Origin of the sequence: Klebsiella grimontii (assembly GCF_900200035.1) — a bacterium.
In the GTDB taxonomy this organism is placed as follows: Bacteria; Pseudomonadota; Gammaproteobacteria; order Enterobacterales; family Enterobacteriaceae; genus Klebsiella; species Klebsiella grimontii.
This window is the reverse complement of sequence record NZ_FZTC01000015.1, coordinates 563,927-583,971: the sequence shown is the minus strand read 5'-3', so window position 1 is coordinate 583,971 and position 20,045 is coordinate 563,927. Positions and strand designations below refer to the sequence as shown.

19 protein-coding genes are annotated in these 20,045 nt (G+C 61.2%); 7 read left to right on the top strand and 12 right to left on the bottom strand.

Going from position 1 to position 20,045, the window contains the following annotated elements:
* Nucleotides 1-60: 60 nt before the first annotated feature.
* From KOSB73_RS10485 to KOSB73_RS10470, 4 genes are read right to left on the bottom strand one after another with little or no spacing between them, the layout of a single operon-like run.
* A complete protein-coding gene (locus KOSB73_RS10485; RefSeq protein ID WP_098140496.1) occupies nucleotides 61-1,302 on the bottom strand; it encodes an LVIVD repeat-containing protein in 1,242 nt (413 codons plus the stop codon).
* Complete coding sequence (locus KOSB73_RS10480; protein ID WP_024358834.1) at nucleotides 1,299-2,363, bottom strand: sugar ABC transporter substrate-binding protein; 1,065 nt, start codon at nucleotides 2,361-2,363, stop codon at nucleotides 1,299-1,301. The genes KOSB73_RS10485 and KOSB73_RS10480 overlap by 4 nt, the downstream gene beginning before the upstream one ends.
* Nucleotides 2,364-2,383: 20 nt before the next feature.
* A complete protein-coding gene (locus KOSB73_RS10475) occupies nucleotides 2,384-3,382 on the bottom strand; it encodes an ABC transporter permease (RefSeq protein WP_004130353.1) in 999 nt (332 codons plus the stop codon).
* A complete protein-coding gene (locus KOSB73_RS10470; RefSeq protein WP_064342337.1) occupies nucleotides 3,379-4,881 on the bottom strand; it encodes a sugar ABC transporter ATP-binding protein in 1,503 nt (500 codons plus the stop codon). The genes KOSB73_RS10475 and KOSB73_RS10470 overlap by 4 nt, the downstream gene beginning before the upstream one ends.
* Nucleotides 4,882-5,041: 160 nt before the next feature.
* Here KOSB73_RS10470 and KOSB73_RS10465 point away from each other — a divergent pair, with 160 nt between their 5' ends.
* The 3 genes from KOSB73_RS10465 (at nucleotide 5,042) to KOSB73_RS10455 (ending at nucleotide 6,998) form a co-directional block, all read left to right on the top strand.
* Complete coding sequence (locus tag KOSB73_RS10465; RefSeq protein WP_024358836.1) at nucleotides 5,042-6,130, top strand: oxidoreductase; 1,089 nt, start codon at nucleotides 5,042-5,044, stop codon at nucleotides 6,128-6,130.
* Nucleotides 6,131-6,310: 180 nt separating this feature from the next.
* The gene (locus tag KOSB73_RS10460; protein WP_024358837.1) at nucleotides 6,311-6,613 is read left to right on the top strand and encodes a type II toxin-antitoxin system RelE family toxin; all 303 of its coding nucleotides are present in this window, start codon (nucleotides 6,311-6,313) and stop codon (nucleotides 6,611-6,613) included.
* Nucleotides 6,594-6,998 carry a helix-turn-helix domain-containing protein gene (locus tag KOSB73_RS10455; protein ID WP_049089666.1) on the top strand — a complete coding sequence of 135 codons (405 nt, stop codon included), beginning with the start codon at nucleotides 6,594-6,596 and terminating at the stop codon, nucleotides 6,996-6,998. Before KOSB73_RS10460 ends, KOSB73_RS10455 begins: the two co-directional genes overlap by 20 nt.
* Here KOSB73_RS10455 and KOSB73_RS10450 read toward each other — a convergent pair.
* The 7 genes from KOSB73_RS10450 to entC form a co-directional block, all read right to left on the bottom strand.
* Nucleotides 6,995-7,192 (bottom strand): YbdD/YjiX family protein, encoded by a 198-nt coding sequence (locus KOSB73_RS10450; protein ID WP_004130340.1) that lies wholly within the window; start codon nucleotides 7,190-7,192, stop codon nucleotides 6,995-6,997. The genes KOSB73_RS10455 and KOSB73_RS10450 overlap by 4 nt on opposite strands.
* Before the next feature lie 55 nt (nucleotides 7,193-7,247).
* Nucleotides 7,248-9,353 carry a pyruvate/proton symporter CstA gene (gene cstA, locus KOSB73_RS10445; RefSeq protein WP_004135432.1) on the bottom strand — a complete coding sequence of 702 codons (2,106 nt, stop codon included), beginning with the start codon at nucleotides 9,351-9,353 and terminating at the stop codon, nucleotides 7,248-7,250.
* A gap of 342 nt (nucleotides 9,354-9,695) precedes the next feature.
* Nucleotides 9,696-10,109, bottom strand: coding sequence for a proofreading thioesterase EntH (gene entH / locus KOSB73_RS10435; RefSeq protein WP_098140495.1), 414 nt, complete (start codon nucleotides 10,107-10,109; stop codon nucleotides 9,696-9,698).
* On the bottom strand, nucleotides 10,110-10,865 hold the full coding sequence (gene entA / locus KOSB73_RS10430; protein WP_064411368.1) for a 2,3-dihydro-2,3-dihydroxybenzoate dehydrogenase EntA: 756 nt from the start codon (nucleotides 10,863-10,865) through the stop codon (nucleotides 10,110-10,112).
* The gene (gene entB / locus KOSB73_RS10425) at nucleotides 10,865-11,716 is read right to left on the bottom strand and encodes an enterobactin biosynthesis bifunctional isochorismatase/aryl carrier protein EntB (RefSeq protein ID WP_024358840.1); all 852 of its coding nucleotides are present in this window, start codon (nucleotides 11,714-11,716) and stop codon (nucleotides 10,865-10,867) included. Before entB ends, entA begins: the two co-directional genes overlap by 1 nt.
* A gap of 13 nt (nucleotides 11,717-11,729) precedes the next feature.
* A complete protein-coding gene (entE, locus tag KOSB73_RS10420) occupies nucleotides 11,730-13,337 on the bottom strand; it encodes a (2,3-dihydroxybenzoyl)adenylate synthase EntE (RefSeq protein WP_098140494.1) in 1,608 nt (535 codons plus the stop codon).
* Nucleotides 13,338-13,346: 9 nt separating this feature from the next.
* Nucleotides 13,347-14,522, bottom strand: a complete 1,176-nt coding sequence (entC, locus tag KOSB73_RS10415) for an isochorismate synthase EntC (RefSeq protein WP_024358842.1) — start codon at nucleotides 14,520-14,522, stop codon at nucleotides 13,347-13,349.
* 371 nt (nucleotides 14,523-14,893) lie between these two features.
* Here entC and fepB point away from each other — a divergent pair, with 371 nt between their 5' ends.
* Nucleotides 14,894-15,793, top strand: a complete 900-nt coding sequence (gene fepB, locus KOSB73_RS10405; protein WP_241185260.1) for a Fe2+-enterobactin ABC transporter substrate-binding protein — start codon at nucleotides 14,894-14,896, stop codon at nucleotides 15,791-15,793.
* Between the two features lie 69 nt (nucleotides 15,794-15,862).
* Here the strand turns inward: fepB and entS are convergent, their stop codons facing one another.
* Nucleotides 15,863-17,104 carry an enterobactin transporter EntS gene (gene entS, locus KOSB73_RS10400; RefSeq protein ID WP_024358844.1) on the bottom strand — a complete coding sequence of 414 codons (1,242 nt, stop codon included), beginning with the start codon at nucleotides 17,102-17,104 and terminating at the stop codon, nucleotides 15,863-15,865.
* A 112-nt stretch (nucleotides 17,105-17,216) separates the two neighbouring features.
* Between entS and fepD the strand changes: the two genes are divergently transcribed.
* From fepD to fepC, 3 genes are read left to right on the top strand one after another with little or no spacing between them, the layout of a single operon-like run.
* Nucleotides 17,217-18,224 carry a Fe(3+)-siderophore ABC transporter permease gene (fepD, locus tag KOSB73_RS10395; protein ID WP_004135441.1) on the top strand — a complete coding sequence of 336 codons (1,008 nt, stop codon included), beginning with the start codon at nucleotides 17,217-17,219 and terminating at the stop codon, nucleotides 18,222-18,224.
* Complete coding sequence (gene fepG, locus KOSB73_RS10390; RefSeq protein WP_165774995.1) at nucleotides 18,221-19,213, top strand: iron-enterobactin ABC transporter permease; 993 nt, start codon at nucleotides 18,221-18,223, stop codon at nucleotides 19,211-19,213. The genes fepD and fepG overlap by 4 nt, the downstream gene beginning before the upstream one ends.
* Complete coding sequence (gene fepC / locus KOSB73_RS10385) at nucleotides 19,210-20,004, top strand: iron-enterobactin ABC transporter ATP-binding protein (RefSeq protein WP_004135445.1); 795 nt, start codon at nucleotides 19,210-19,212, stop codon at nucleotides 20,002-20,004. The genes fepG and fepC overlap by 4 nt, the downstream gene beginning before the upstream one ends.
* Nucleotides 20,005-20,045 lie beyond the last annotated feature (41 nt).

Here is a 20,045-nt window from a genome sequence, read left to right as displayed (position 1 = left end):
ATCCGGTAGCCCGGCTAAGGCGTTTACGCCGCGAGCCGGGAAGCAACAACCCACCATCCCCTACCCCAGATACTCAATCACCGACAGCCCGCCGTTATAGTCGGTGCTGTAGATTATGCCCTGCGCGTCAACGAACACGTCGCAGGACTGGATCACCCGCGGACGACCGGGCCGGGTATCCATCATCTTCGCCGGCGCGGCGGGCACCAGCGCCCCGGTTTCCACCGGTCGATAAGGGTTGGAGATATCGTAAGCGCGAACGCCCGCGTTCTGATAAGTGGCGAAAATCAGCGTTGAGCTGACAAAGCTGCCGGGGCGATTCTCATGCAGGTTATGCGGGCCAAAGTGCGCCCCTTTCGCCACGTAGTCAGCTTCATCCGGCTGCGGGAAAGTGGCGATACTCACCGGATTCGTCGGTTCGCGAATGTCAAACAGCCAGATCAGCTTGTCGCCGTCCTGCTGGTTATCCAATACCGCCTCATCGAGCACCACCAGCAGCTCCCGGTCCGGAAGCGGCAGCGCGGTGTGGGTACCGCCGCCAAACGGCGGACTCCAGTTACGGTGGCTAATCAGCTTCGGCTGCGCGCGGTCCTGCACATCGAGCAGCGTCAGGCCGCCGTCGCGCCAGCTACCGTAGGCGGTGTCGCCGGCGATAATCGCATGATGCAGCGCATAGCGCTTACCTTCCGGCCACTGCGGCGTTTCCCCCGTCGCCTGGTTCATTCCCGGCAGCCACCAGCGCCCGGCGACTTCCGGCTTACGCGGGTCGGCCAGGTCGATAGTCAGGAAAATATAGTCGCTAAAGCCGTCGATCAGCGCGGAAACGTAGGCCCAGCGTCCGCCGACGTACCAGATGCGGTGAATGCCGATGCCGTTAAGCGACAGGAAGCTGATTTCACGCGGTTTATCCGCAACCGAAATATCAAAAATCCGCAGCCCGGCGCTCCAGCCCTTATCCTGCACGTCGCTGACCGTCTCGCCCACCGAACGGGTGTAGTAAACCTTTTCGTCGGCAAAGCGGGCATCGGCGAACAGATCCCGGGCGTTGATCACCAGCAGCAGATCGTCGTGCGCCTGTAAATGAACGTTCCAGGTACCGGGCGGCGCGGCGATGTAATTGACCGTTCGCGGATTTTTCGGGTCGCGCACGTCCACCACGGAAAAGCCCTGTGAGACCATATGGCCGATATAGGCAAAACCACGATGGACCATCAGCTGGACGCCGTCCGGGCGTCCCCCCTGATCGCTATGCCCAATCAGCCGCATATTGCGGCTGTATTCTGGTGTGGGCAAAACACTCATTTGTTTTTCGCTTCCAGGGTAGCGAACCACGGGGCGATAAAGTCTTCGGTCTGGCCCCAGCCCGGGATAATTTTACCCAGCGAGGCGACGTTCACCGCCCCCGGCTGCGCCGCCAGCAGCGCCTGCGGGATCGCCGCCGCTTTAAAGTCGTAGGTCGCAGGCGTCGGTTCCCCGGCAATCTTATTGGCGATCAGGCGCACGTTGGTGGCGCCGATAAGCTTTGGATCCACCGCCACGCTCACCTTCCACGGGCTGCCGGATTCGCGCATCAGCTGCAGATCCTGGTTGGAAATATCGATGCTGTAGAGTTTGATCTCGGTGCGGCCGTTCTCTTTCAACGCTTTATACGCGCCCTGGCTGAAGGCGTCCCAGGTTCCCCAGATAGCATCAATTTTGCCTTTCGGATATTTCGCCAGGATCGCGCCGACCTTGTTGGCGGTATCGCCCTGCACGTCGGAAGAGACCGCGCCGATGGATTCCAGCTCTTTGATGCCGGGATTTTGTTTAAGCAGCGTCTGGTAGGCCGCCTGGCGGCGCTCCATCGGCGGGAAACCCGCGACCCACAGTTTGACGATATTGGCTTTGCCGTTGAAATCTTTTACCAGTTGGCCAAAGGAGAGTTCGGTCAGCGAAGCGTCATCCTGCTGGGTAACGGTAACGCCCGGGATCTCGCCGTTTACCGCGGTATCGAAGACCGATACTTTGATCCCGGCGTCCACCGCTTTTTTCACCAGCGCGGTGGCGTAGGGGTCGCGTCCCTGAGAAAGAATAATGCCGTCGTATTTCTGGCTAATCGCCTGGTTAACGAAGTCCTGGAATTTGGCGTCATCACCGTTGCTGAGGAAGGTGCTGATTTTAAACCCAAGCTTTTTCCCCTCCTGGATCGCCCCGGAGACAAACTGGGTGGTGTTATCGTCGGAGCCCAGATTGCGGATCACCGCGATGCGAATCGGCCCGCTATGTTCGGCAATCGCCGCCGGAAGCGGCGTCGGGGTTTCAGCAAAGGCCGCCGCAGCGTTGAACAACCCCAGTGCGATGAGTGAAAACGTTATCTTTTTCATAGTGTTTACCCTGTAAAATATTAGGTGCGGCGCTGAAAATAGGTCAGTGCGAGCGCGCCAGCCAGCACCAGCCCTTTAATAATGTCCATTGCGTAGTACGGCACCGAGAGCATCACCAGGCCGTTGGAGAGCACGCCCAGGATCACCGCCCCCACTAGCGTACCGAGCGCGTTCGGTTTACCTGAACCGGCCAGCGAGAAGCCAATCCACGCCGCCGCCACCGCATCCATCAGGTAGCCGCCGCCGGCGTTCACCTGCGACGAGCCGATACGCGAAGCCAGCAAAATGCCGCCGAGCCCCGCCAGCAGGGAGGCGATCACGTATGCCGCCACCTTATAACGGGTGATCCGCAGGCCGGAGAGGCGCGCCGCTTCCGGGTTGCCGCCGATGGCGTACATCCGCCGCCCGTGGGTGGTAAAAGAGAGCGCCAGCTGAGCGATAACGGTCACCACCAGCATAATGATCACTATCGTCGGCACCTGCCCCAGCGAACCGAACGCCGCCGGGATCGCGCCTTCCGCCATATCGCCGCTCGGCAGCACCATATTTTCGGTAATTGACCCGCCGTAGCTGTAGGTCATCGCCACGCCCTGAATCACGAACAGGCTGGCAAGCGTCGCCAGCATGTCGGGAATACGCAGGATCACGATAAGAAACGCGTTAAATAGCCCCACTAAGGTACAGAGCGCCAGGGTGACAACAATCGCCTCGGTGGTGCCGAAGCCGTGCCAGACAAACAGCGAAATCACCAGCGCATTGGCCAGCGAGGCGGTGGAGCCTACGGACAAATCGAAGCCGCCGATGGTCAGCGATATCGACACGCCGATGGCGATCACCGTCACGATGGCGATGGAGCGCAGGATGTTGATGATGTTAAACGGGTCGAGGAAGTTGTCCGACGCGAGGCCAAAAACGGCGATCAGCAGGACGACGGTCAGCAACATGCCCCATTTGTAGAGAAAATCGAAAAATCGCTGACGGCCCGATACCGTCGCGTTCACTGCCAGGGCTTTACTCACGCTGCTGCTCCTCCGGTGGAGTAATAAAGAATGTTCTCTTCCCGGGCCTCTGCGCCCGGAATTTCCGCCACGATGCGCCCGTCCCACAGCACGCAGATGCGATCGCACAGCCCGACCAGCTCGGAGAATTCGCCCGAGGCGTAAATCACCCCTTTACCTTCCCGCGCCAGGCCGTCAATCACGTTGAAAAGATCCGTTTTGGCTTTGACATCGACCCCTTTGGTCGGCTCATCGAAAATCAGGACATTGGCGTTGCCGCGCAGCCATTTGCCAATCGCCACCTTTTGCTGATTGCCGCCGGAGAGACGGCGCAAGGTTTGCGCCGGACCCGATGTCCGTATCCCCACCCGGGCGATCACTTCTTCCGCCCACCGCCAGGCCTGACGATGGCCAAACAGGCTCCAGCGAGAGAAGCTGTTGTCGGCGCTAACCGCCAGGTTCATCGCCACCGGCTCTTCGATAAAAATACCCTCCTTGCGTCGCTCTTCCGGCACCAGCGCCAGACCGCGCGCCACCGAATCCGCCGGGTCGCGCGGTCGCCACGGCTGGCTGTTCAGCTCGCCGCGCGTCAACCGGCTTTTGCTGGCGCCAAACAGCGCCTTGCACAGCTCGGTTTTGCCGGCGCCCGCCAGCCCGGCGATCCCCAGAATCTCCCCCTTGCGCAGGCGCAGCGAGATATCCTGCAGCAGCCCCTCGTCGTGCAGCCCTTCAACCTGTAACAGCACCTCATCGCTATGCGGCGGCCGCTTCGGCGGGAAGATATCGCTCAGCTCATGGCCGAGCATCTTTTCGACAATCTGCTCGCCGCTCAGATCGGCCATCGGCCCGCTCTCAATCAGACGACCGTCGCGCAGCACCGTCAGGGTGTCGCAAACCGCGTTTAATTCATGAATGCGGTGCGAGATAAACACGATGCCTATGCCCTGAAGCTGCAGGCGGCGCACCACCGCAAACAGGCGCTCGCTTTCGTGTTGATCCAGCGGCGCGGTCGGTTCATCAAGGATAAGAAAGCGGCAGTGATGCGACAGCGCGCGGGCCAGCAGAATTTGCTGTTTTTCCGCCAACGTGCAGCCGTCGATGGAGCGACGTACGTCGAGGCTGACGTCAAGCTGGGCCAGGGCCTCGCGCGCCAGCTGGCGCAGCCGTCCCCAGCGAAAAGCCAGCCCCGGTTCAGCCAGCCTGTCGAGCATGATGTTTTCCGCGATGCTCAGGCCCGGGACCAGCGCGACGTCAACCTCCTGCTGCACCAGGTGAATCCCCAGCTGTTTGGCGTCGCGCGGCGAGCGAATGCTGACCGGCTGATTGTTAATCACCACTTCGCCTTCGTAATGGGCGTGCGTGCCGCACAGCACCGCCATGAGCGTTGACTTACCCGCGCCGTTGGCGCCGGTGAGCGCGTGCACCGAGCCCCCCTTCAGGGTAAAAGACACGTTGCTCAGCGCCCGAAAGCCGGAAAAGGCCAGGCTAATATTTTGCATCTCAAGGCGATTGCCGGTCATCCCCTGCACCCTGTCGATTAATGTTCTGATTTAACGAATTTTTCATAGCCGCCCTTGACTGACAAATGCATAAAAGGCATAAGTTAAAGCGAAATAATATTAGCCATCCGGATGTCCAGACATAACATCGGGTTAGCGAAACAGCACAAGGACAGCATTGATGAGTCACAGCGATATCCGCGTGGTCCCCGGCCCCGCCAACTACTATTCCCATCCCGGCAGCCTTGCCCGGCTGCAGGATTTTTATAGCGAAGAACAGCTTTCACGCGCGGTGTGGGTGTACGGCGAGCGGGCTATCGCAGGCGCGCAGGCTTTTCTGCCGGCAGCGTTTAACGTTGCTGGCGCCAAAAAAATCGTATTTAAAGGCCACTGCAGCGAAAGCGACGTCAGCGAGCTGGCCCGCACGTCCGGCGACGATCGGTCGGTGGTGATTGGCGTGGGCGGCGGCGCGCTGCTCGATACCGCCAAGGCGCTGGCCCGCCGCCTCGGCCTGCCGGTGGTGGCCATCCCGACCATCGCCGCCACCTGCGCGGCGTGGACGCCGCTGTCGGTGTGGTATAACGATGCCGGTCAGGCGCTGCAGTTTGAGATTTTCGACGACGCCAACTTCCTGGTGCTGGTGGAGCCGCGCATTATTCTTAACGCGCCGGCGGAATATCTGCTGGCGGGCATCGGCGATACGCTGGCGAAATGGTATGAAGCGGTGGTGCTGGCTCCGCAGCCGGAGACGCTGCCGCTCACCGTGCGCCTTGGCATCAACGGCGCGCTGGCGATCCGCGATGTGCTGCTGGACAGCAGCGAAACGGCGCTGGCTGACCAACAGCGCGGCGAGCTGACCCAGGCCTTCCGCGACGTGGTGGATGCGATTATCGCCGGCGGCGGTATGGTCGGGGGATTAGGCGAGCGCTATACCCGCGTCGCCGCCGCGCACGCGGTGCATAACGGGCTGACGGTACTGCCGCAGACCGAGAAGTATCTGCACGGGACCAAAGTCGCCTACGGCATTCTGGTCCAGAGCGCCCTGCTCGGCCAGGACGAGGTGCTGGCGCAGCTAGTGCAGGCGTATCAGCGCTTTAACCTGCCGACCACGCTGGCGGCGCTGGAGGTGGATATCAACAACCGCGAACAGCTGGATCAGGTGATTACCCATACCCTGCGCCCGGTAGAGTCCATCCATTTTCTGCCGGTTGAACTGAACGCCGAAACCCTGCGCGCCGCGTTTGAAAAAGTCGAACGTTTCGCCGGTTAATCCCCCGTTTTATTCGCCTCTGCCGCCCGGCGGAGGCGCTTTCGAGCCGCCTCGCAAAGCGGATGTTTCTGTCTTTATTCCGCATAAAATCTGCATTATCGTCTCCTATAAGATAATTTAAATTTACTTATAATCTTATTATTTACTTATAATGAGCTTTGACTTAAAGTGGAGGTCAGGATGATCGTTTTTTGGTCGAAAAGCGCAGAAAAACAGCTCGCCGCAATAGATTCCCGCTATCAGGAGAGAATCAAAGAAAAGCTACGCACCATGGATGATAAAAATGCGCCGGCTCCGGACATTAAAAAACTCAAGCAGTCGGGATCCGAAGATCATTATCGATTGCGTGTCGGTGATTATCGCATCATCTTCACACAGTTTGAGGGGCTATCTGAAAGCTGCTATGTCGTAGCGATAAAACGAAGAACCTCAACAACCTATCTTCACGAGGAGGCAACGCCTTATGGCAGTGCAACTAATTAAGGACGACGAGGGCAACCCGCAGTATGTGGTGATCCCCTATAACGAATACTTCCAGATGCGTCTGAAAATGGCGGAATACGATGATGAAAAAGAGGAAGAGTGGGAAGACGTCCCCTACGAATCGGATGAATACGACGATATTCCCTTACCTGACAGCGTCTGCGACATCATGGATAAAGAGAAAGTCAGCCTGCAGGCGGCCTGGCGCATTTTACGCGGCCTGTCGCAGCAGGAGGTGGCCGATAAGCTCGGAATTAGCCAGTCTGCGGTTTCCCAGCTAGAAGCTATCGACTCCCGCCCGCAAAAGCGCACCCGCGAAAAGCTGGCGGCGATATACGGCTGTAGGCAGGAGCAGATCAGCCTGTATTTGCCGAAAGAGGGTTAGCAGCACTTCGCGCCGCCTTTGCCGCCGTAGCGTGCGTCCTGACGCTCGCGAAAAAACTCTTCGTAAGTCATCGGCGTTTGTTCGGGATGGGTCGCGCGGATGTGCTCCACGTAGTTGTCGTAATCCGGGACGCCGATCATCATTTTCGCCGCCTGGCCTAAATATTTTCCTGCTTTCGAAAGGGTATCAAACATTTTCAACTCTCATAATCGCCCCCCTTCTCTCAAAGAGGGGCGATAACGTGATGGCTTAGTGAGCGCGTTTCGCCTGGGTCACCAGGCTATCGGCATCAGCAGGCATCGCCTGGTACGGGGTCTCTTTCGCCGTCGGTTTGTCCTCTTTCAGCGCCGCCAGCGCGGTCTTAATCGAGAACAGCGCCAGCACCACGACCACCACCATAAAGAAGATGGTCAGCCCGGCATCCAGACGGTTGTTAAACACCAGCTGCGCCAGCTGCGACTCGGTGTACTGCGGCGGAATATTACCGCTGTCGATCATCGCCTGGAACTTGTTGGCAATCGCCAGGAAGCCGACTTTGGTGTCGGTGCTGAACGACTTCTGCCAGCCCGCGGTCAGGGTACAAATCAGCAGCCATGAGGTCGGCAGCAGCGCGACCCATGCATAGCGCTGGCGCTTCATCTTAAACAGTACCACCGCGCACAGCATCAGCGCCATCCCCGCCAGCATCTGGTTGGCAATACCAAACAGCGGCCACAGCGTGTTGATGCCGCCGAGCGGGTCAACTACGCCCTGATGCAGGAAGTAGCCCCACGCCAGCACGCACAGCGCCGTGGCGAGAAGGTTCGCCGGCAGCGAGCTGGTTTGCTTCAGCCCGGGGCTTATCACCCCCAGCAAATCCTGCAGCATAAAGCGCGCCGCGCGCGTACCGGCATCCACCGCGGTCAGGATAAATAGCGCCTCGAACAGAATGGCGAAGTGATACCAGAAGGAGACATCCATCAGGCCGCCCAGCGAACCGTGCAGAATGTAGGCCATGCCTACCGCCAGCGTCGGCGCGCCGCCCGCGCGGGAGATAATCGACTGCTCTCCCACTTCGTGAGCGATCTGGTTAAGGGTATCCGGCGTCACGGTAAAGCCCCAGCTGCTCACCACCTGCGCCGCCGACGCCACCACATCGGTCACGCCCGCCGGAGCCAGCACCGCCATCGGGCTGTTCATCGCGAAATAGACGCCCGGGTCGATAATACAGGCCGCCACCAGCGCCATAATCGCCACGAAGGACTCCATCAGCATGCCGCCGTAGCCGATAAAGCAGGCCTGGCCTTCATTGGCCAGCATCTTCGGCGTCGTGCCGGAGGCGATCAGGGCATGGAAGCCGGAAACCGCGCCGCAGGCGATGGTGATAAACAGGAACGGGAACAGGCTGCCGCTCCACACCGGGCCGGTGCCATCGATAAATTTGGTCAGCGCCGGCATCGTCAGCGTTGGACGCATGATCAGGATACCGATCGCCAGGCCGACGATGGTGCCGATTTTCAGGAAGGTGGAGAGGTAGTCGCGCGGCGCCAGCAGCAGCCAGACCGGCAGCACGGCGGCGATAAAGCCGTAGCCCACCAGAATCCAGGTGAGCTGCACGCCGGTATAATCAAACCACGGCGCCCAGGTCGGGCTTTCCGCCACCCAGCCGCCGGAAATAATGGCAAACACCAGCATCACCAGGCCAATCACCGACACTTCGCCAATGCGCCCGGGGCGCAGATAGCGAATATAGATCCCCATGAAAATCGCCAGCGGGATGGTGAAGGCGACGGTGTAAGTCCCCCACGGGCTGTGGGTCAGCGCTTTCACCACAATCATCGCCAGTACCGCGAGGATAATCACCATGATCATAAAGCAGGCCACCAGCGCCAGCACGCCGGCGGTCGGGCCCATCTCCTCTTTCACCAGCTCGCCGAGCGAACGTCCGTCGCGACGAGTGGAGACGAACAGCACCATGAAGTCCTGTACCGCCCCGGCTAGCACCACGCCCGCAAGGATCCAGATCATTCCCGGCAGGTAGCCCATCTGCGCCGCCAGCACCGGGCCAACCAGCGGCCCCGCGCCGGCAATAGCGGCAAAATGGTGGCCGAACAGCACCTTCTTGTCGGTTGGAACATAGTCGAGGCCGTCGTTGTGACGCACCGCCGGGGTCATGCGCGTCGGGTCGACCGCCAGTACATTTTTGGCGATATAGAGGCCGTAGAAGCGATAGGCGATCAGATAGACGCAGACTGCCGCGACGACAATCCACAGCGCGTTGATCTGTTCACCCCGGTTTAGCGCGATATAGCCCAGGGCAAAGGCTCCGATAACGGAGAGCAGTGTCCAGATGAGGTATTTCCCTGAATTATTCATCATTGTGTTCCACTGGTAGGGTAATCAGGATGTTACAAGTTGTTTCTAGAACATAATGTGAATTTTAACAACTTTGAAACGTTGCAGATGTCGCCTGACGGCAAGGATTTATCTCACATTGCAAGCGAGATCACTTCTGGCAGGAAAAGAGATGAAAACGGGGAGGGTAATCTGTAACTGCATCGCAGTCTGTTTCCCGGAGGCGGCGCTTGACGCGCCTTGTCCGGGCTACCGGCCCGCAGATGGCGTTGAGTTGGTCACCCGATCGCCGGCGCCACAGACGGCATGTTACCCGTAGCCCGGCTAAGGCGTTCACGCCGCCAGCCGGGAACAGGCCATGCTTCAGCCGAGGATCGCCGTACTCAGCCGGCAGGTGCAGCAGCGGCGCCCCCGTTCGTCGAACACCGCAATTTCCCAGCTCTGGCCCTGACGCCCCAGGTGCAGCGGTCGGCACTCGCCGCGCACTTTGCCGCTGGAGACCGCCCGGTGATGGGTGGCGTTAAGTTCGATCCCCACCACGCACTGGCCCTCTTCGGTCATCAACCATCCGGCCATTGAACCGAGGGTTTCCGCCAGCGCCGCGGAGGCGCCGCCGTGTAGCAGCCCGAACGGCTGATGGGTTCGCGCATCGACCGGCATTTCCGCCTCCAGCACGCCCTCTTCCAGCCGGGTATACACTATCCCCAGATGCGCCACCATCGTATTCGCGCTGGTCGCGTTAAGCGCATCCAGCGTCATCTGACGTTTCCAGGCCATTTATGCCCCCAGCGTCGAGCCGCCGTCCACCACGATATCCTGCAGCGTGATATGGCTGGCGTGGTCGGAGGCGAGGAACAGAATGGTATTGGCAATCTCCTGCGGACGGGCGATTTTGCCCAGCGGAATGCCCAGCTTAAACTGCTCGCCGAAACCGCGAATGCGCTGCTGTTCAGCGTCATCGCTGACCCACAGCGTGCGCTGCATATCGGTGTCAGTCGAGCCAGGAGAAACCAGATTACAGCGTACCCCGCTGCCCGCCAGCTCAAGGCCAACGGTCAGCGCCAGGCTCTTCAGCGCCGCCTTTGACGCGCCGTAGGCGCTCATGCCGATGCGCGGAGTATGCGCAGCATCGGAGGCCACCGTCACAATTGCCCCGCCTTTCTGGCGGCGAAACTGCGCCATCGTCTGCTGGAACAGGTTAAACGCCCCGCCGACGTTGACGGCGAAGGTCTGCTGCCAGTCTTCCTGGCTCAGCGCATCGGTCGCCCCCATCCGTAAAATGCCGGCGGCATTGACCAGCACATCCAGCCGTTCAATGCCAGCCAGCAGGCGGCCACATACCTGCGCCACCTGCCGCGCGTCGGCGACGTCCAGCGTCTCGGTAGCGAACGGATAGCTTTCACCGTCGAACGCCAGATCAAAGCCGGTTACCTGCGCGCCGGCCTCAACGAACGCCAGGGCGGTGGCGTAGCCGATCCCCTTGCCCGCCCCGGTGATCCACACGGTCTGGCCGTGAAAATCGAGTCCGTTCATTATTTCACCTCGCGGGACAGCAGCGCCCACCAGGCGTCGATAGTCGGGTTTTTCGCCAGTACCACGAAGTCGATATCGCCGTACACTTTACGCCAGCGCGCGGCGAGCGCCATCATACGCACCGAGTCGAGGCCGTAATCGATCAGGTTTTCATCGTCCATCGGCTCGTCGCTTTCATCCAGCAGCGGCAACACCAGCGCGCGCAGCGCCGCTTTTGACGCCGGCAGCGGCAGCAGCTCTTCGGTCATCACCACGCGACCGGAACGGCCCGCCACGTAGTTGAGCGCCATCAGATGCTCTTCACGGCTGAAATCGGCCAGCGCATCGGCGACAAAGAACGGCTTAATATCGCGCATAAACGCGTCAGTCGCAGTGGTCATACAGCCGATATGGGCGTAAACGCCGGTGATGATCAGCTGATCGCGCCCCGCCTCTTTCAGCATCTCCTCCAGCGGCGAGCGATGAAACGCGCTGTAGCGCCACTTCACCAGTACGGTGTCGCTGTCGTCCGGCGCGAGCGCGGCAATCACCTGCTGCTGTTCCGGCGAACGGGTCAGGCCCGGTCCCCACATATCGTTCAGCAGCGCGCGGTCTTCATCGCTCTGCTCTTTCGGCTGAGCGGTGTAAAAGACCGGAATATGGTTCTGTTTGCAGAACTCGCGCAGGGCGGCGATGTTGGCCACCACTCTCTCCATCATCGGGCTGTTTTCGCCCCAGAAGTTGAGGAAATACTCCTGCATATCGTGAATCAACAGCGCGGCGCGGGACGGCTCAAATGCCCAGTTCACTTTGTTCGCCGGGATATCGCTGGCTTCCGGCAGCGCGTAAGCCTGTAATTTTGGGATTGCCATTCTGTCTTCTCCTTCAGCCCAGCTTGCGTTCAGCCAGCCACTGACGTAATTGTTTTTTATCGACTTTGCCCACCGGCGTCAGCGGCAGCGCATCAACGCACTCCACGCGGTCCGGAAGTTTAAATTCTGCGACCCCTTGTTCACGCAGGAAGCGGCGCACCGCTACCGCGCGCAGAGGCTCCTTCACCACCAGATACGCACAGCTCTTCTCACCCAGCAGGCTGTCTTCCATGCTGACCAGCGCCGCGTGGATCGCCGCAGGATGACGCAGCAGCAGGTTTTCGATCTCTTCCGCCGCGATCTTCTCGCCGCCGCGGTTGATCTGATCTTTTTCCCGCCCCTGCACGGTGATGTAGCCCTCTTCATCGATCGAAATCAGATCGCCCGAACAGTAGAAGCCGTCGGCATCAAAGGCTTCGGCATTATGCTGCGGGCTCTTGTAGTACCCGCGGAAGGTGTACGGCCCGCGGGTCATCAGGCGCCCGACTTCGCCGCGCGGCAGCGGATTACCATCGGCATCGGCCACCCACACTTCGTCATCCGGGCACATCGGGCAGCCCTGGGTGTTGATGATGCGCTCGGGGCTGTCGTTGAGGCGGGTATAGTTCACCAGCCCCTCCGCCATGCCGAAGACCTGCTGCAGCTGGCAGCCAATTTCCGCCGGAATGCGCGCGGCGAGGGTCGCTGAGAGGCGCGCTCCGCCCACCTGCAGCAGCCGCAGCGATTGCAGTTGAGCATTGCTGCCGGCGTCATGGATCTCCTGTAGCCACAGGCTGACCGCGGGGGGAACCAGCGAGGTCAGGTTGATCTGGTGCTTTTCTATCAGCGGGAAGCAGAGGGTCGCGCTCGGGTCGTGCGCTAACACCACCACGCCGCCGGCGAGGAACACGCCTAATGAACCCGGCGAGCTCATCGCGTAGTTGTGGGCGGCGGGAAGCGCGTTCAGGTAGCGCGTTTCGGCGCTTACGCCGCACAGCTCGTTGCTGCGGCGAATGCTGTAGTCGTAGTCGTTATGCGTACGTGGGATGAGCTTCGGCGTACCGGTGCTGCCGCCAGAGAGCTGGAAAAAGGCCACTTCGTCAGCGGGCGTCGGATGCGCGACGAAATTATCGTCAGGCCGCCCGATGGCCGCCGTCAGGCTCTGCTCGCCGTCGTCGTTCAGCAGCAGCGCCACGCGTACCGACGCATGCTGGGCGACAAAAGCGTTAAGAAAATCATCATCGCCAAACAGCGCGTGTTCGCGGTCGGCAATCAGCAAAGCGGGTTCAATCTGCGCGGCGTAGGCGTTCAGCTCGCTACGCTGGTGGCTGAACAGCGCGTTGACCGGCGCAACGCCGATACGCAGCAGCGCGAAGAAGGTGATATAAAATTCCGCAACGTTGCCCAGCTGCACCAGCGCCGTTTCGCCGCGCTTCAGGCCCTGATGCTGCAGCGAGGAGGCGAGGTTATCCACCAGGCGGTTGAATTCACGGTAGCTGTAGCTTTTGTCGCCGTCGATAATCGCCGGGGCGTCGTTTTCCGCATGACGGGTAATCAGTTGAGTTAACGGCAGATCCTGCCAGTAGCCTTTTTGCCGATAGCGGGCCGCGAACGCTTCCGGCCAGCGGGTAAATTCGATCATCATCGTCCCTTATTGCAAGCCGAATACGTTCAGCATGGTGGTCAGTTTGACGCCGGTTTCGCGCCACTCGCCCAACGGCGAAGAGGCCGGAACGATACCTGCGCCGGCAAATAGCCGCAGGGTGCGCTGCTGCAGGCGCGCGCAGCGGATGGTCACTACCCACTCGCCGTTGCCTTCGTCATCACACCAGCCAACAATGCCGCCGAATAGCTGGCGGTCGAACGGCTCCAGTTCGCCGATCAGGCGTTTCGCCGCCTGATGTGGGAAACCGCTCAGCGCCGGAGTCGGATGCAGCAGGCAGGCCAGCGACATGGCATTCTCGTTTGCCAGCGCGGTGCCCTGAATCTGCGTCGCCAGATGCCACAGGGTCGGCGTGGTGATCAGCTGCGGAGAGTCCGGCAGGGAGAGTTCGCTGCTGCGCGGCGCTAATACGGCCTTCATCGCCTGAGTCACCAGCTCATGTTCATGGCGATCTTTTTCAGACGCCAGCAGCCTGTGCCCCGCTTCACGATCCAGCACATCGTCCGGCTGGCGGCGGGCGGAACCGGCCAGCGGCAGAGAGCTGAAATGCGCGCCTTCTTTACGCAGCAGCAGCTCTGGGCTTGCGCCCAGCAGCACGCCGCCGTCTGAGAGCGGCACGTGGAAGTTAAAGCTGGCCGGATTCTGGGCGATCAGGCGCTCGAGCAGCGCCCCGCTATCGACCCGTTCGCGGGTGGTGATATCAATCAGGCGCGACAGGACCACCTTGTCCACTTCCGGCGTCGCGGTGAGGGCCGCCGCGCGCGCCACCATCGCCATAAAGGTGTCCTGCTCGGGGATCTCCCGGCGCTGCACGACATCCATCGGATTTTGCCCCGACGCATAGCGCGCGGAGTGCTGCTTTTCAGTGCGGGAGAACGCGGTCCAGCTCGCGGGGATAAACAGCTCGGAGGGCTCGCTGGTATCGAACGGAATGGCGCCGACCATCACCGGTCTGGCGATCCCGGCAGTGCGCGCCGCTTTAAAGGCGGCGGCCATTTTTTGCTGAAACTCTCCGTCCGGATCATCGCCGTCGGCGGCGGGATGAGAGAATCGGCTAAAGCAGCCAGCGGTGGTGAAACTGCGGTACGGCGACATAAAGAAGAAGCTTTCCGGCGGCAGGGTCATTTTTTTCTCCCGAACTTCCTCAGCCAAAGACGTTTCCATATCATCCTCCAAAAACGATAAAGATATTACGAATAATTATCATTTATATTTTGGTTGGCTAACCTAAAAGGTATTGCGCTTTATGTCAACCGTACAGGTAGCATGTTGTGCGACTTATACCCGTCATACTTCAAGTTGCAGGTGTGTTGGCTGTGTTCGCTCACCCGAATCACTTACTACAGTAAGCTCATCGGGATTCGTTCACTTGCCGCCTTCCTGCAACTCGAATTATTAGGGTATAGACTTGCATCCACGCGGCGCAAAGCTGAAAATGAGAAGCATTTATCACCACTCACTCAGGATGCGAATACGTGAATTTCTCCACCTTTTGCCGCCGTACCCTCCTCGCCAGCGGCCTGGCGATTTTAGGAATGAGCTCAGCGCTGGCGGCAGACTGGCCGCGCCAGATAACCGACAGCCGCGGAACCCATACGCTGGAAAGCCAGCCGCTGCGCATTGTCTCCACCAGCGTGACGCTGACCGGTTCGCTACTGGCGATTGACGCGCCGGTAGTGGCCAGCGGAGCCACCACGCCCAACAACCGCGTCGCCGATGGCCAGGGTTTTTTGCGGCAGTGGAGCGAGGTGGCGAAAGCGCGCAAGCTGGCGCGCCTCTATATCGGCGAACCGAGCGCTGAGGCCGTCGCCGCGCAAATGCCGGATTTGATTCTGATTAGCGCCACCGGCGGCGATTCGGCGATGACGCTCTACGACCAGCTTTCCACCATCGCCCCGACGCTTATCATTAACTACGATGATAAAAGCTGGCAGGCCCTGCTGACCCAACTGGGGGAGATTACCGGCCACGAAAAACAGGCGGCGGAGAGAATCGCTGAGTTTGATAAAAAGCTGGCGGCGCTGAAAGAGCAGATGAAGCTGCCGCCGCAGCCGGTCACCGCGCTGGTCTACACCGCCGCGGCCCATAGCGCCAATATCTGGACCAAAGAATCCGCTCAGGGACAGCTGCTCGAACAGCTGGGCTTTACCCTCGCCGACCTGCCAGGCGGGCTGCATGCCAGCCAGAGCCAGGGAAAACGGCATGATATCGTGCAGCTGGGCGGGGAAAACTTAGCCGCCGGGCTTAACGGTCAGAGCCTGTTCCTGTTCGCCGGCGACCAAAAAGACGCCGACGCGATTAACGCCAACCCGCTGCTATCGCATCTGCCCGCCGTTGAAGGGAAACGCGTTTATCCGCTGGGGACGGAAACCTTCCGCCTGGATTACTACAGCGCCGTGCTGGTGCTGCAGCGTTTAGCAGCGCTCTTTGCCTAAGCCGATCTCCCGGGGGCGGCGCCAGGCGCCTTGCCCGGGCTACCGGACCGCCGGGAAAGCCCAGCGGAGTTAACTTTCGCTGACCGCTTCCGGGCGCTGAAAGCGGCGCAGTTCGCGTAACAGCCCCACCAGCACCGCGCCCACAATCACCAGCGCCCAACCGCTGGCGCTCGCCGAGGCCACCGGTGTCAGGATCGCGCCCAGGCCGCCGAGCAGCGCCGCGCCTATCGCATCGCCGGTCACGTTCTGCGCGGTCCACAGACCGTTGATGCGCCCGAGCATATTTTCCGGGGTCTGGGTCTGAATCAGCGTATATTGCAGCAGCGAGCTTATCGCGCTTAGCCAGCCAAACAGCGCCAGACACAGCGCGCCCAGCTCCCACACCGGCATCAGGCTGAACAGCGCAATCGCCACAAACGAGCCGACGGTGGTCGCCAGCATCAGCACGCCCGGCTTCGCCGTCTGCGCCAGTTGCCCGCTGGTTAGTGCCCCGAATGCCGCGCCCAGTGGGATCGCAGCATAGAGCAGGCCAATCTGCGACGCCGACATCTGCCAGCTTCCGGCCAGCGCCGGATAGAGCACGCGCACCGCGCTGGCCATCGTCAGCAGACCGCCAAGCAGCGCGATGCCGCCGATAAGCGGGCTGTTAAACAGAAACTTCAGCCCCGCGTTCAGCGATTTCAGCGGGTGCTCGCGCGGCTGCGGCGGCGGCGCCAGCAGCGGTAAACGCAGCAGAGTCAGCGTGGTGATAAAGGTTCCCGCCGCCGCCAGACCGTAGTTCCAGGCCACGCCGCCGGTTGCCAGTAGCAGACCGCCGATCATCGGCGAAATCACCGAGCCCAGCCGCACCGTCAACATGGTGATCGCCCCGGCCTGCATCAGGTTTTCCCGGCCAACCAGCGCCGGCGTCGCCGCCAGCAGTGCGGTCACGCCAATAGAGGCGAACAGACCGTCCCAGATACCGAGCAGATAGATGGCGATTAACGACGGCTCCGGCAGCATGGCGTTCAGGCACAGGCCGACGAAACCAATCCCGCAGGTGCCGCGCGCCAGCAGGATCAAACGCTTACGCTCATAGCGGTCGGCAAGCACGCCGCCGATCATCAAACCGACAAACATCGAAGCGCCGGTCAGGGTCACCGACAGCCCCACTTGCCAGGTTGAATGGGTCATCATCTGGATTTGCACCGGGATCGCCACGCCCAGCAGGCCAAGCGACAGGATTGAAATAAAGCGGGCGATAAAGACGGCGCGAAAGGCCGGGTGAGTTTTCAACAAGCTGAGATTCAGCAGCCAGGATTGTCGGTTCATGACAGCGCCTTGTTATTATTTTCCATACCATTTTTATGGGTGCACATGCTAACATAACTGAATAGAATCGATAACGATAATTACTATCATTATCATGCCAGGGATGTAAGCCATGTCGTGTTCCACGACCGCGGCGCGCGCCTTTGCCGTGCCGGGTCTTTTAATCGTTTTAATCATCGCCGTTGCGCTCAGCCTGCTGATCGGCGCCAAACCCCTACCGTTTAGCGTCGTCCTCGATGCCTTCACCGGCACCTGCCAGAGCGCCGATTGCACCATCGTCCTTGATGCCCGGCTGCCGCGAACCCTCGCCGGGCTGCTGGCCGGCGGCGCGCTGGGTCTGGCCGGCGCGCTGATGCAAACGCTGACCCGCAACCCGCTGGCGGACCCCGGGATCCTCGGCGTCAACTCCGGCGCCAGCTTCGCTATCGTGCTGGGCGCGGCGCTGTTTGGCCTTTCTTCGCCGCAGGAGCAGCTGCTGATGGCCTTTTGCGGCGCGTTCGGCGCCTCGCTGCTGGTCGCCTTTACCGGCAGCCAGGGCGGCGGCCAGCTCAGCCCCGTGCGCCTGACCCTCGCGGGGGTCGCCCTGGCGGCGGTGCTGGAAGGGCTTTCCAGCGGTATCGCGCTGCTTAATCCCGACGTCTATGACCAGCTGCGCTTCTGGCAGGCGGGTTCGCTCGACGTGCGCACCCTGCAAACCCTGAAAATTGTGCTGATCCCGGTGCTGATTGCCGGTCTGGTGACCCTGCTGCTGAGCCGGGCCTTAAACAGCCTGAGCCTCGGCAACGATACGGCCACCGCGCTCGGCAGCCGGGTCGCGCGGACTCAGCTTATTGGTCTGCTGGCGATTACCGTTCTGTGCGGTAGCGCCACGGCGGTGGTGGGGCCGATCGCCTTTATCGGCCTGATGATGCCGCATATGGCCCGCTGGCTGGTGGGCGCGGATCATCGCTGGTCGCTGCCGGTGACCCTACTGGCGACCCCCGCCCTGCTGCTGTTTGCCGACGTGCTGGGGCGCCTGCTGGTGCCCGGCGAACTGCGGGTTTCAGTGGTCAGCGCCTTTATTGGCGCGCCGGTGCTGATCTGGCTGGTGCGCCGCCAGCCGCGCGGAGGTGGCATGTGATTGCGCCTTCTCGTCGCCTGATATTGAGCTGTTTGCTACTGCTGGTCGCCAGCGTGCTGGTCTCCCTGTGGGGGCTGGGTAGCGGCCTGGTGCCGTTAAGCGTTGAGCAGGTTATCTCCGCGCTGCTTGGCGATGCGCCGCGTAACGTCACCCTGGTGGTGACCGAGTGGCGTCTGCCGCGCGTGCTGATGGCGCTGCTGATCGGCGCCGCCCTTGGCGTCAGCGGCGCGATTTTCCAGTCGTTGACCCGCAACCCGCTGGGCAGTCCGGACGTGATGGGGTTCAACACCGGGGCGTGGAGCGGCGTGCTGGTGGCGATGGTGATGTTCGGCCAGAACCTGGCGGCCAACGCCATGGCGGCAATGGTTGGCGGTATTCTCACCGCGCTGGTGGTCTGGCTGCTGGCGTGGCGCAACGGCATTGAGACCTTTCGCCTGATTATTATCGGCATCGGCGTGCGGGCCATGCTGGTGGCGTTCAATACCTGGCTGCTGCTGCGCGCTTCGCTGGAAACCGCCCTCTCCGCCGGGCTGTGGTATGCCGGTTCGCTTAACGGTCTGACCTGGGGAAAAACCTGGCCCTCCGCGCCGCTGATTCTCTTGATGCTGGCGTGCGGGGCGCTGCTGGCGCGGCGTATGCGGCTGCTGGAGATGGGCGACGATACCGCCTGCGCGCTGGGCGTGCGGGTTGAACGCTCGCGGCTGCTGCTGATGCTGGTCGGGGTGGTGCTGACCGCCGCCGCTACCGCCCTCGCCGGGCCGATTTCCTTTATCGCCCTCGTGGCCCCGCATATCGCGCGGCGCCTTAGCGGTACCGCCCGCTGGGGGCTGGCCCAGGCGGCGCTGTGCGGCGCCCTGCTGCTGGCGCTGTCTGACTACTGCGCGCAGCGTCTGTTTATGCCCTATCAGTTACCGGTGGGCGTGGTGACCGTCAGCATTGGCGGCCTCTACCTTATCGGGTTATTAATTCAGGAGTCCCGCAAAAAATGACCGCTGTCACCTCCCGTTTGCGCGGCGACCAGTTGACCCTGGCGTACGGCAAAAAAACCATCGCCGAATCGCTGAACGTCACCATTCCCGACGGCCACTTTACCGCCATTATTGGCCCCAACGGCTGCGGTAAATCGACGCTGCTGCGCACCCTGAGCCGCCTGATGACGCCCGCCAGCGGTCATGTTTATCTCGACGGCGAGCAGATCCAGCGTTACGCCAGTAAAGAGGTGGCAAAGCGCATCGGCCTGCTGGCGCAGAACGCCACCACGCCGGGGGATATAACGGTTCAGGAGCTGGTGGCCCGCGGGCGCTATCCGCACCAGCCGCTGTTTACCCGCTGGCGCAAAGAGGATGAAGAGGCGGTCAGCAGGGCGATGAAGGCCACCGGCATTACCGACCTCGCGCGGCAAAGCGTCGATACCCTCTCCGGCGGCCAGCGCCAGCGGGCGTGGATCGCCATGGTGCTGGCCCAGGAGACGGCGATTATGCTGCTCGATGAGCCTACCACCTGGCTGGATATCAGCCATCAGATCGATCTGCTTGAGCTGCTAAGCGAGCTGAATCAGCAGAAGGGCTATACGCTGGCGGCGGTGCTGCACGATCTGAACCAGGCCTGCCGCTACGCGACCCATTTGATTGCCCTGCGCGAGGGTAAAATCGTCGCCGAAGGCGCGCCGAAGGAGATCGTCAGCGCGGAGCTCATTGAAAAGATTTACGGTCTGCGCTGTACGATCATAGAGGATCCGGTGGCGCATACGCCGCTGGTGGTGCCGCTGGGTCGCCGATAGATATTCCCGGCTCGCGCTGCGCTTAGCCGGGCTGGCAGAAA

Excerpts from the sequence above, each read along its gene's own strand:
- cstA (WP_004135432.1), bottom strand. The coding sequence starts at position 9,353 with ATGAATAATTCAGGGAAATACCTCATCTGGACACTGCTCTCCGTTATC.
- KOSB73_RS10470 (WP_064342337.1), bottom strand. The coding sequence starts at position 4,881 with ATGACCGGCAATCGCCTTGAGATGCAAAATATTAGCCTGGCCTTTTCC.
- entA (WP_064411368.1), bottom strand. The coding sequence starts at position 10,865 with ATGAACGGACTCGATTTTCACGGCCAGACCGTGTGGATCACCGGGGCG.
- KOSB73_RS10455 (WP_049089666.1), top strand. The coding sequence starts at position 6,594 with ATGGCAGTGCAACTAATTAAGGACGACGAGGGCAACCCGCAGTATGTG.
- entE (WP_098140494.1), bottom strand. The coding sequence starts at position 13,337 with ATGATCGAATTTACCCGCTGGCCGGAAGCGTTCGCGGCCCGCTATCGG.
- entC (WP_024358842.1), bottom strand. The coding sequence starts at position 14,522 with ATGGAAACGTCTTTGGCTGAGGAAGTTCGGGAGAAAAAAATGACCCTG.
- entB (WP_024358840.1), bottom strand. The coding sequence starts at position 11,716 with ATGGCAATCCCAAAATTACAGGCTTACGCGCTGCCGGAAGCCAGCGAT.
- KOSB73_RS10460 (WP_024358837.1), top strand. The coding sequence starts at position 6,311 with ATGATCGTTTTTTGGTCGAAAAGCGCAGAAAAACAGCTCGCCGCAATA.
- fepC (WP_004135445.1), top strand. The coding sequence starts at position 19,210 with ATGACCGCTGTCACCTCCCGTTTGCGCGGCGACCAGTTGACCCTGGCG.
- fepB (WP_241185260.1), top strand. The coding sequence starts at position 14,894 with ATGAGCTCAGCGCTGGCGGCAGACTGGCCGCGCCAGATAACCGACAGC.
- fepD (WP_004135441.1), top strand. The coding sequence starts at position 17,217 with ATGTCGTGTTCCACGACCGCGGCGCGCGCCTTTGCCGTGCCGGGTCTT.
- KOSB73_RS10465 (WP_024358836.1), top strand. The coding sequence starts at position 5,042 with ATGAGTCACAGCGATATCCGCGTGGTCCCCGGCCCCGCCAACTACTAT.
- KOSB73_RS10480 (WP_024358834.1), bottom strand. The coding sequence starts at position 2,363 with ATGAAAAAGATAACGTTTTCACTCATCGCACTGGGGTTGTTCAACGCT.
- KOSB73_RS10485 (WP_098140496.1), bottom strand. The coding sequence starts at position 1,302 with ATGAGTGTTTTGCCCACACCAGAATACAGCCGCAATATGCGGCTGATT.
- KOSB73_RS10450 (WP_004130340.1), bottom strand. The coding sequence starts at position 7,192 with ATGTTTGATACCCTTTCGAAAGCAGGAAAATATTTAGGCCAGGCGGCG.
- entS (WP_024358844.1), bottom strand. The coding sequence starts at position 17,104 with ATGAACCGACAATCCTGGCTGCTGAATCTCAGCTTGTTGAAAACTCAC.
- entH (WP_098140495.1), bottom strand. The coding sequence starts at position 10,109 with ATGGCCTGGAAACGTCAGATGACGCTGGATGCGCTTAACGCGACCAGC.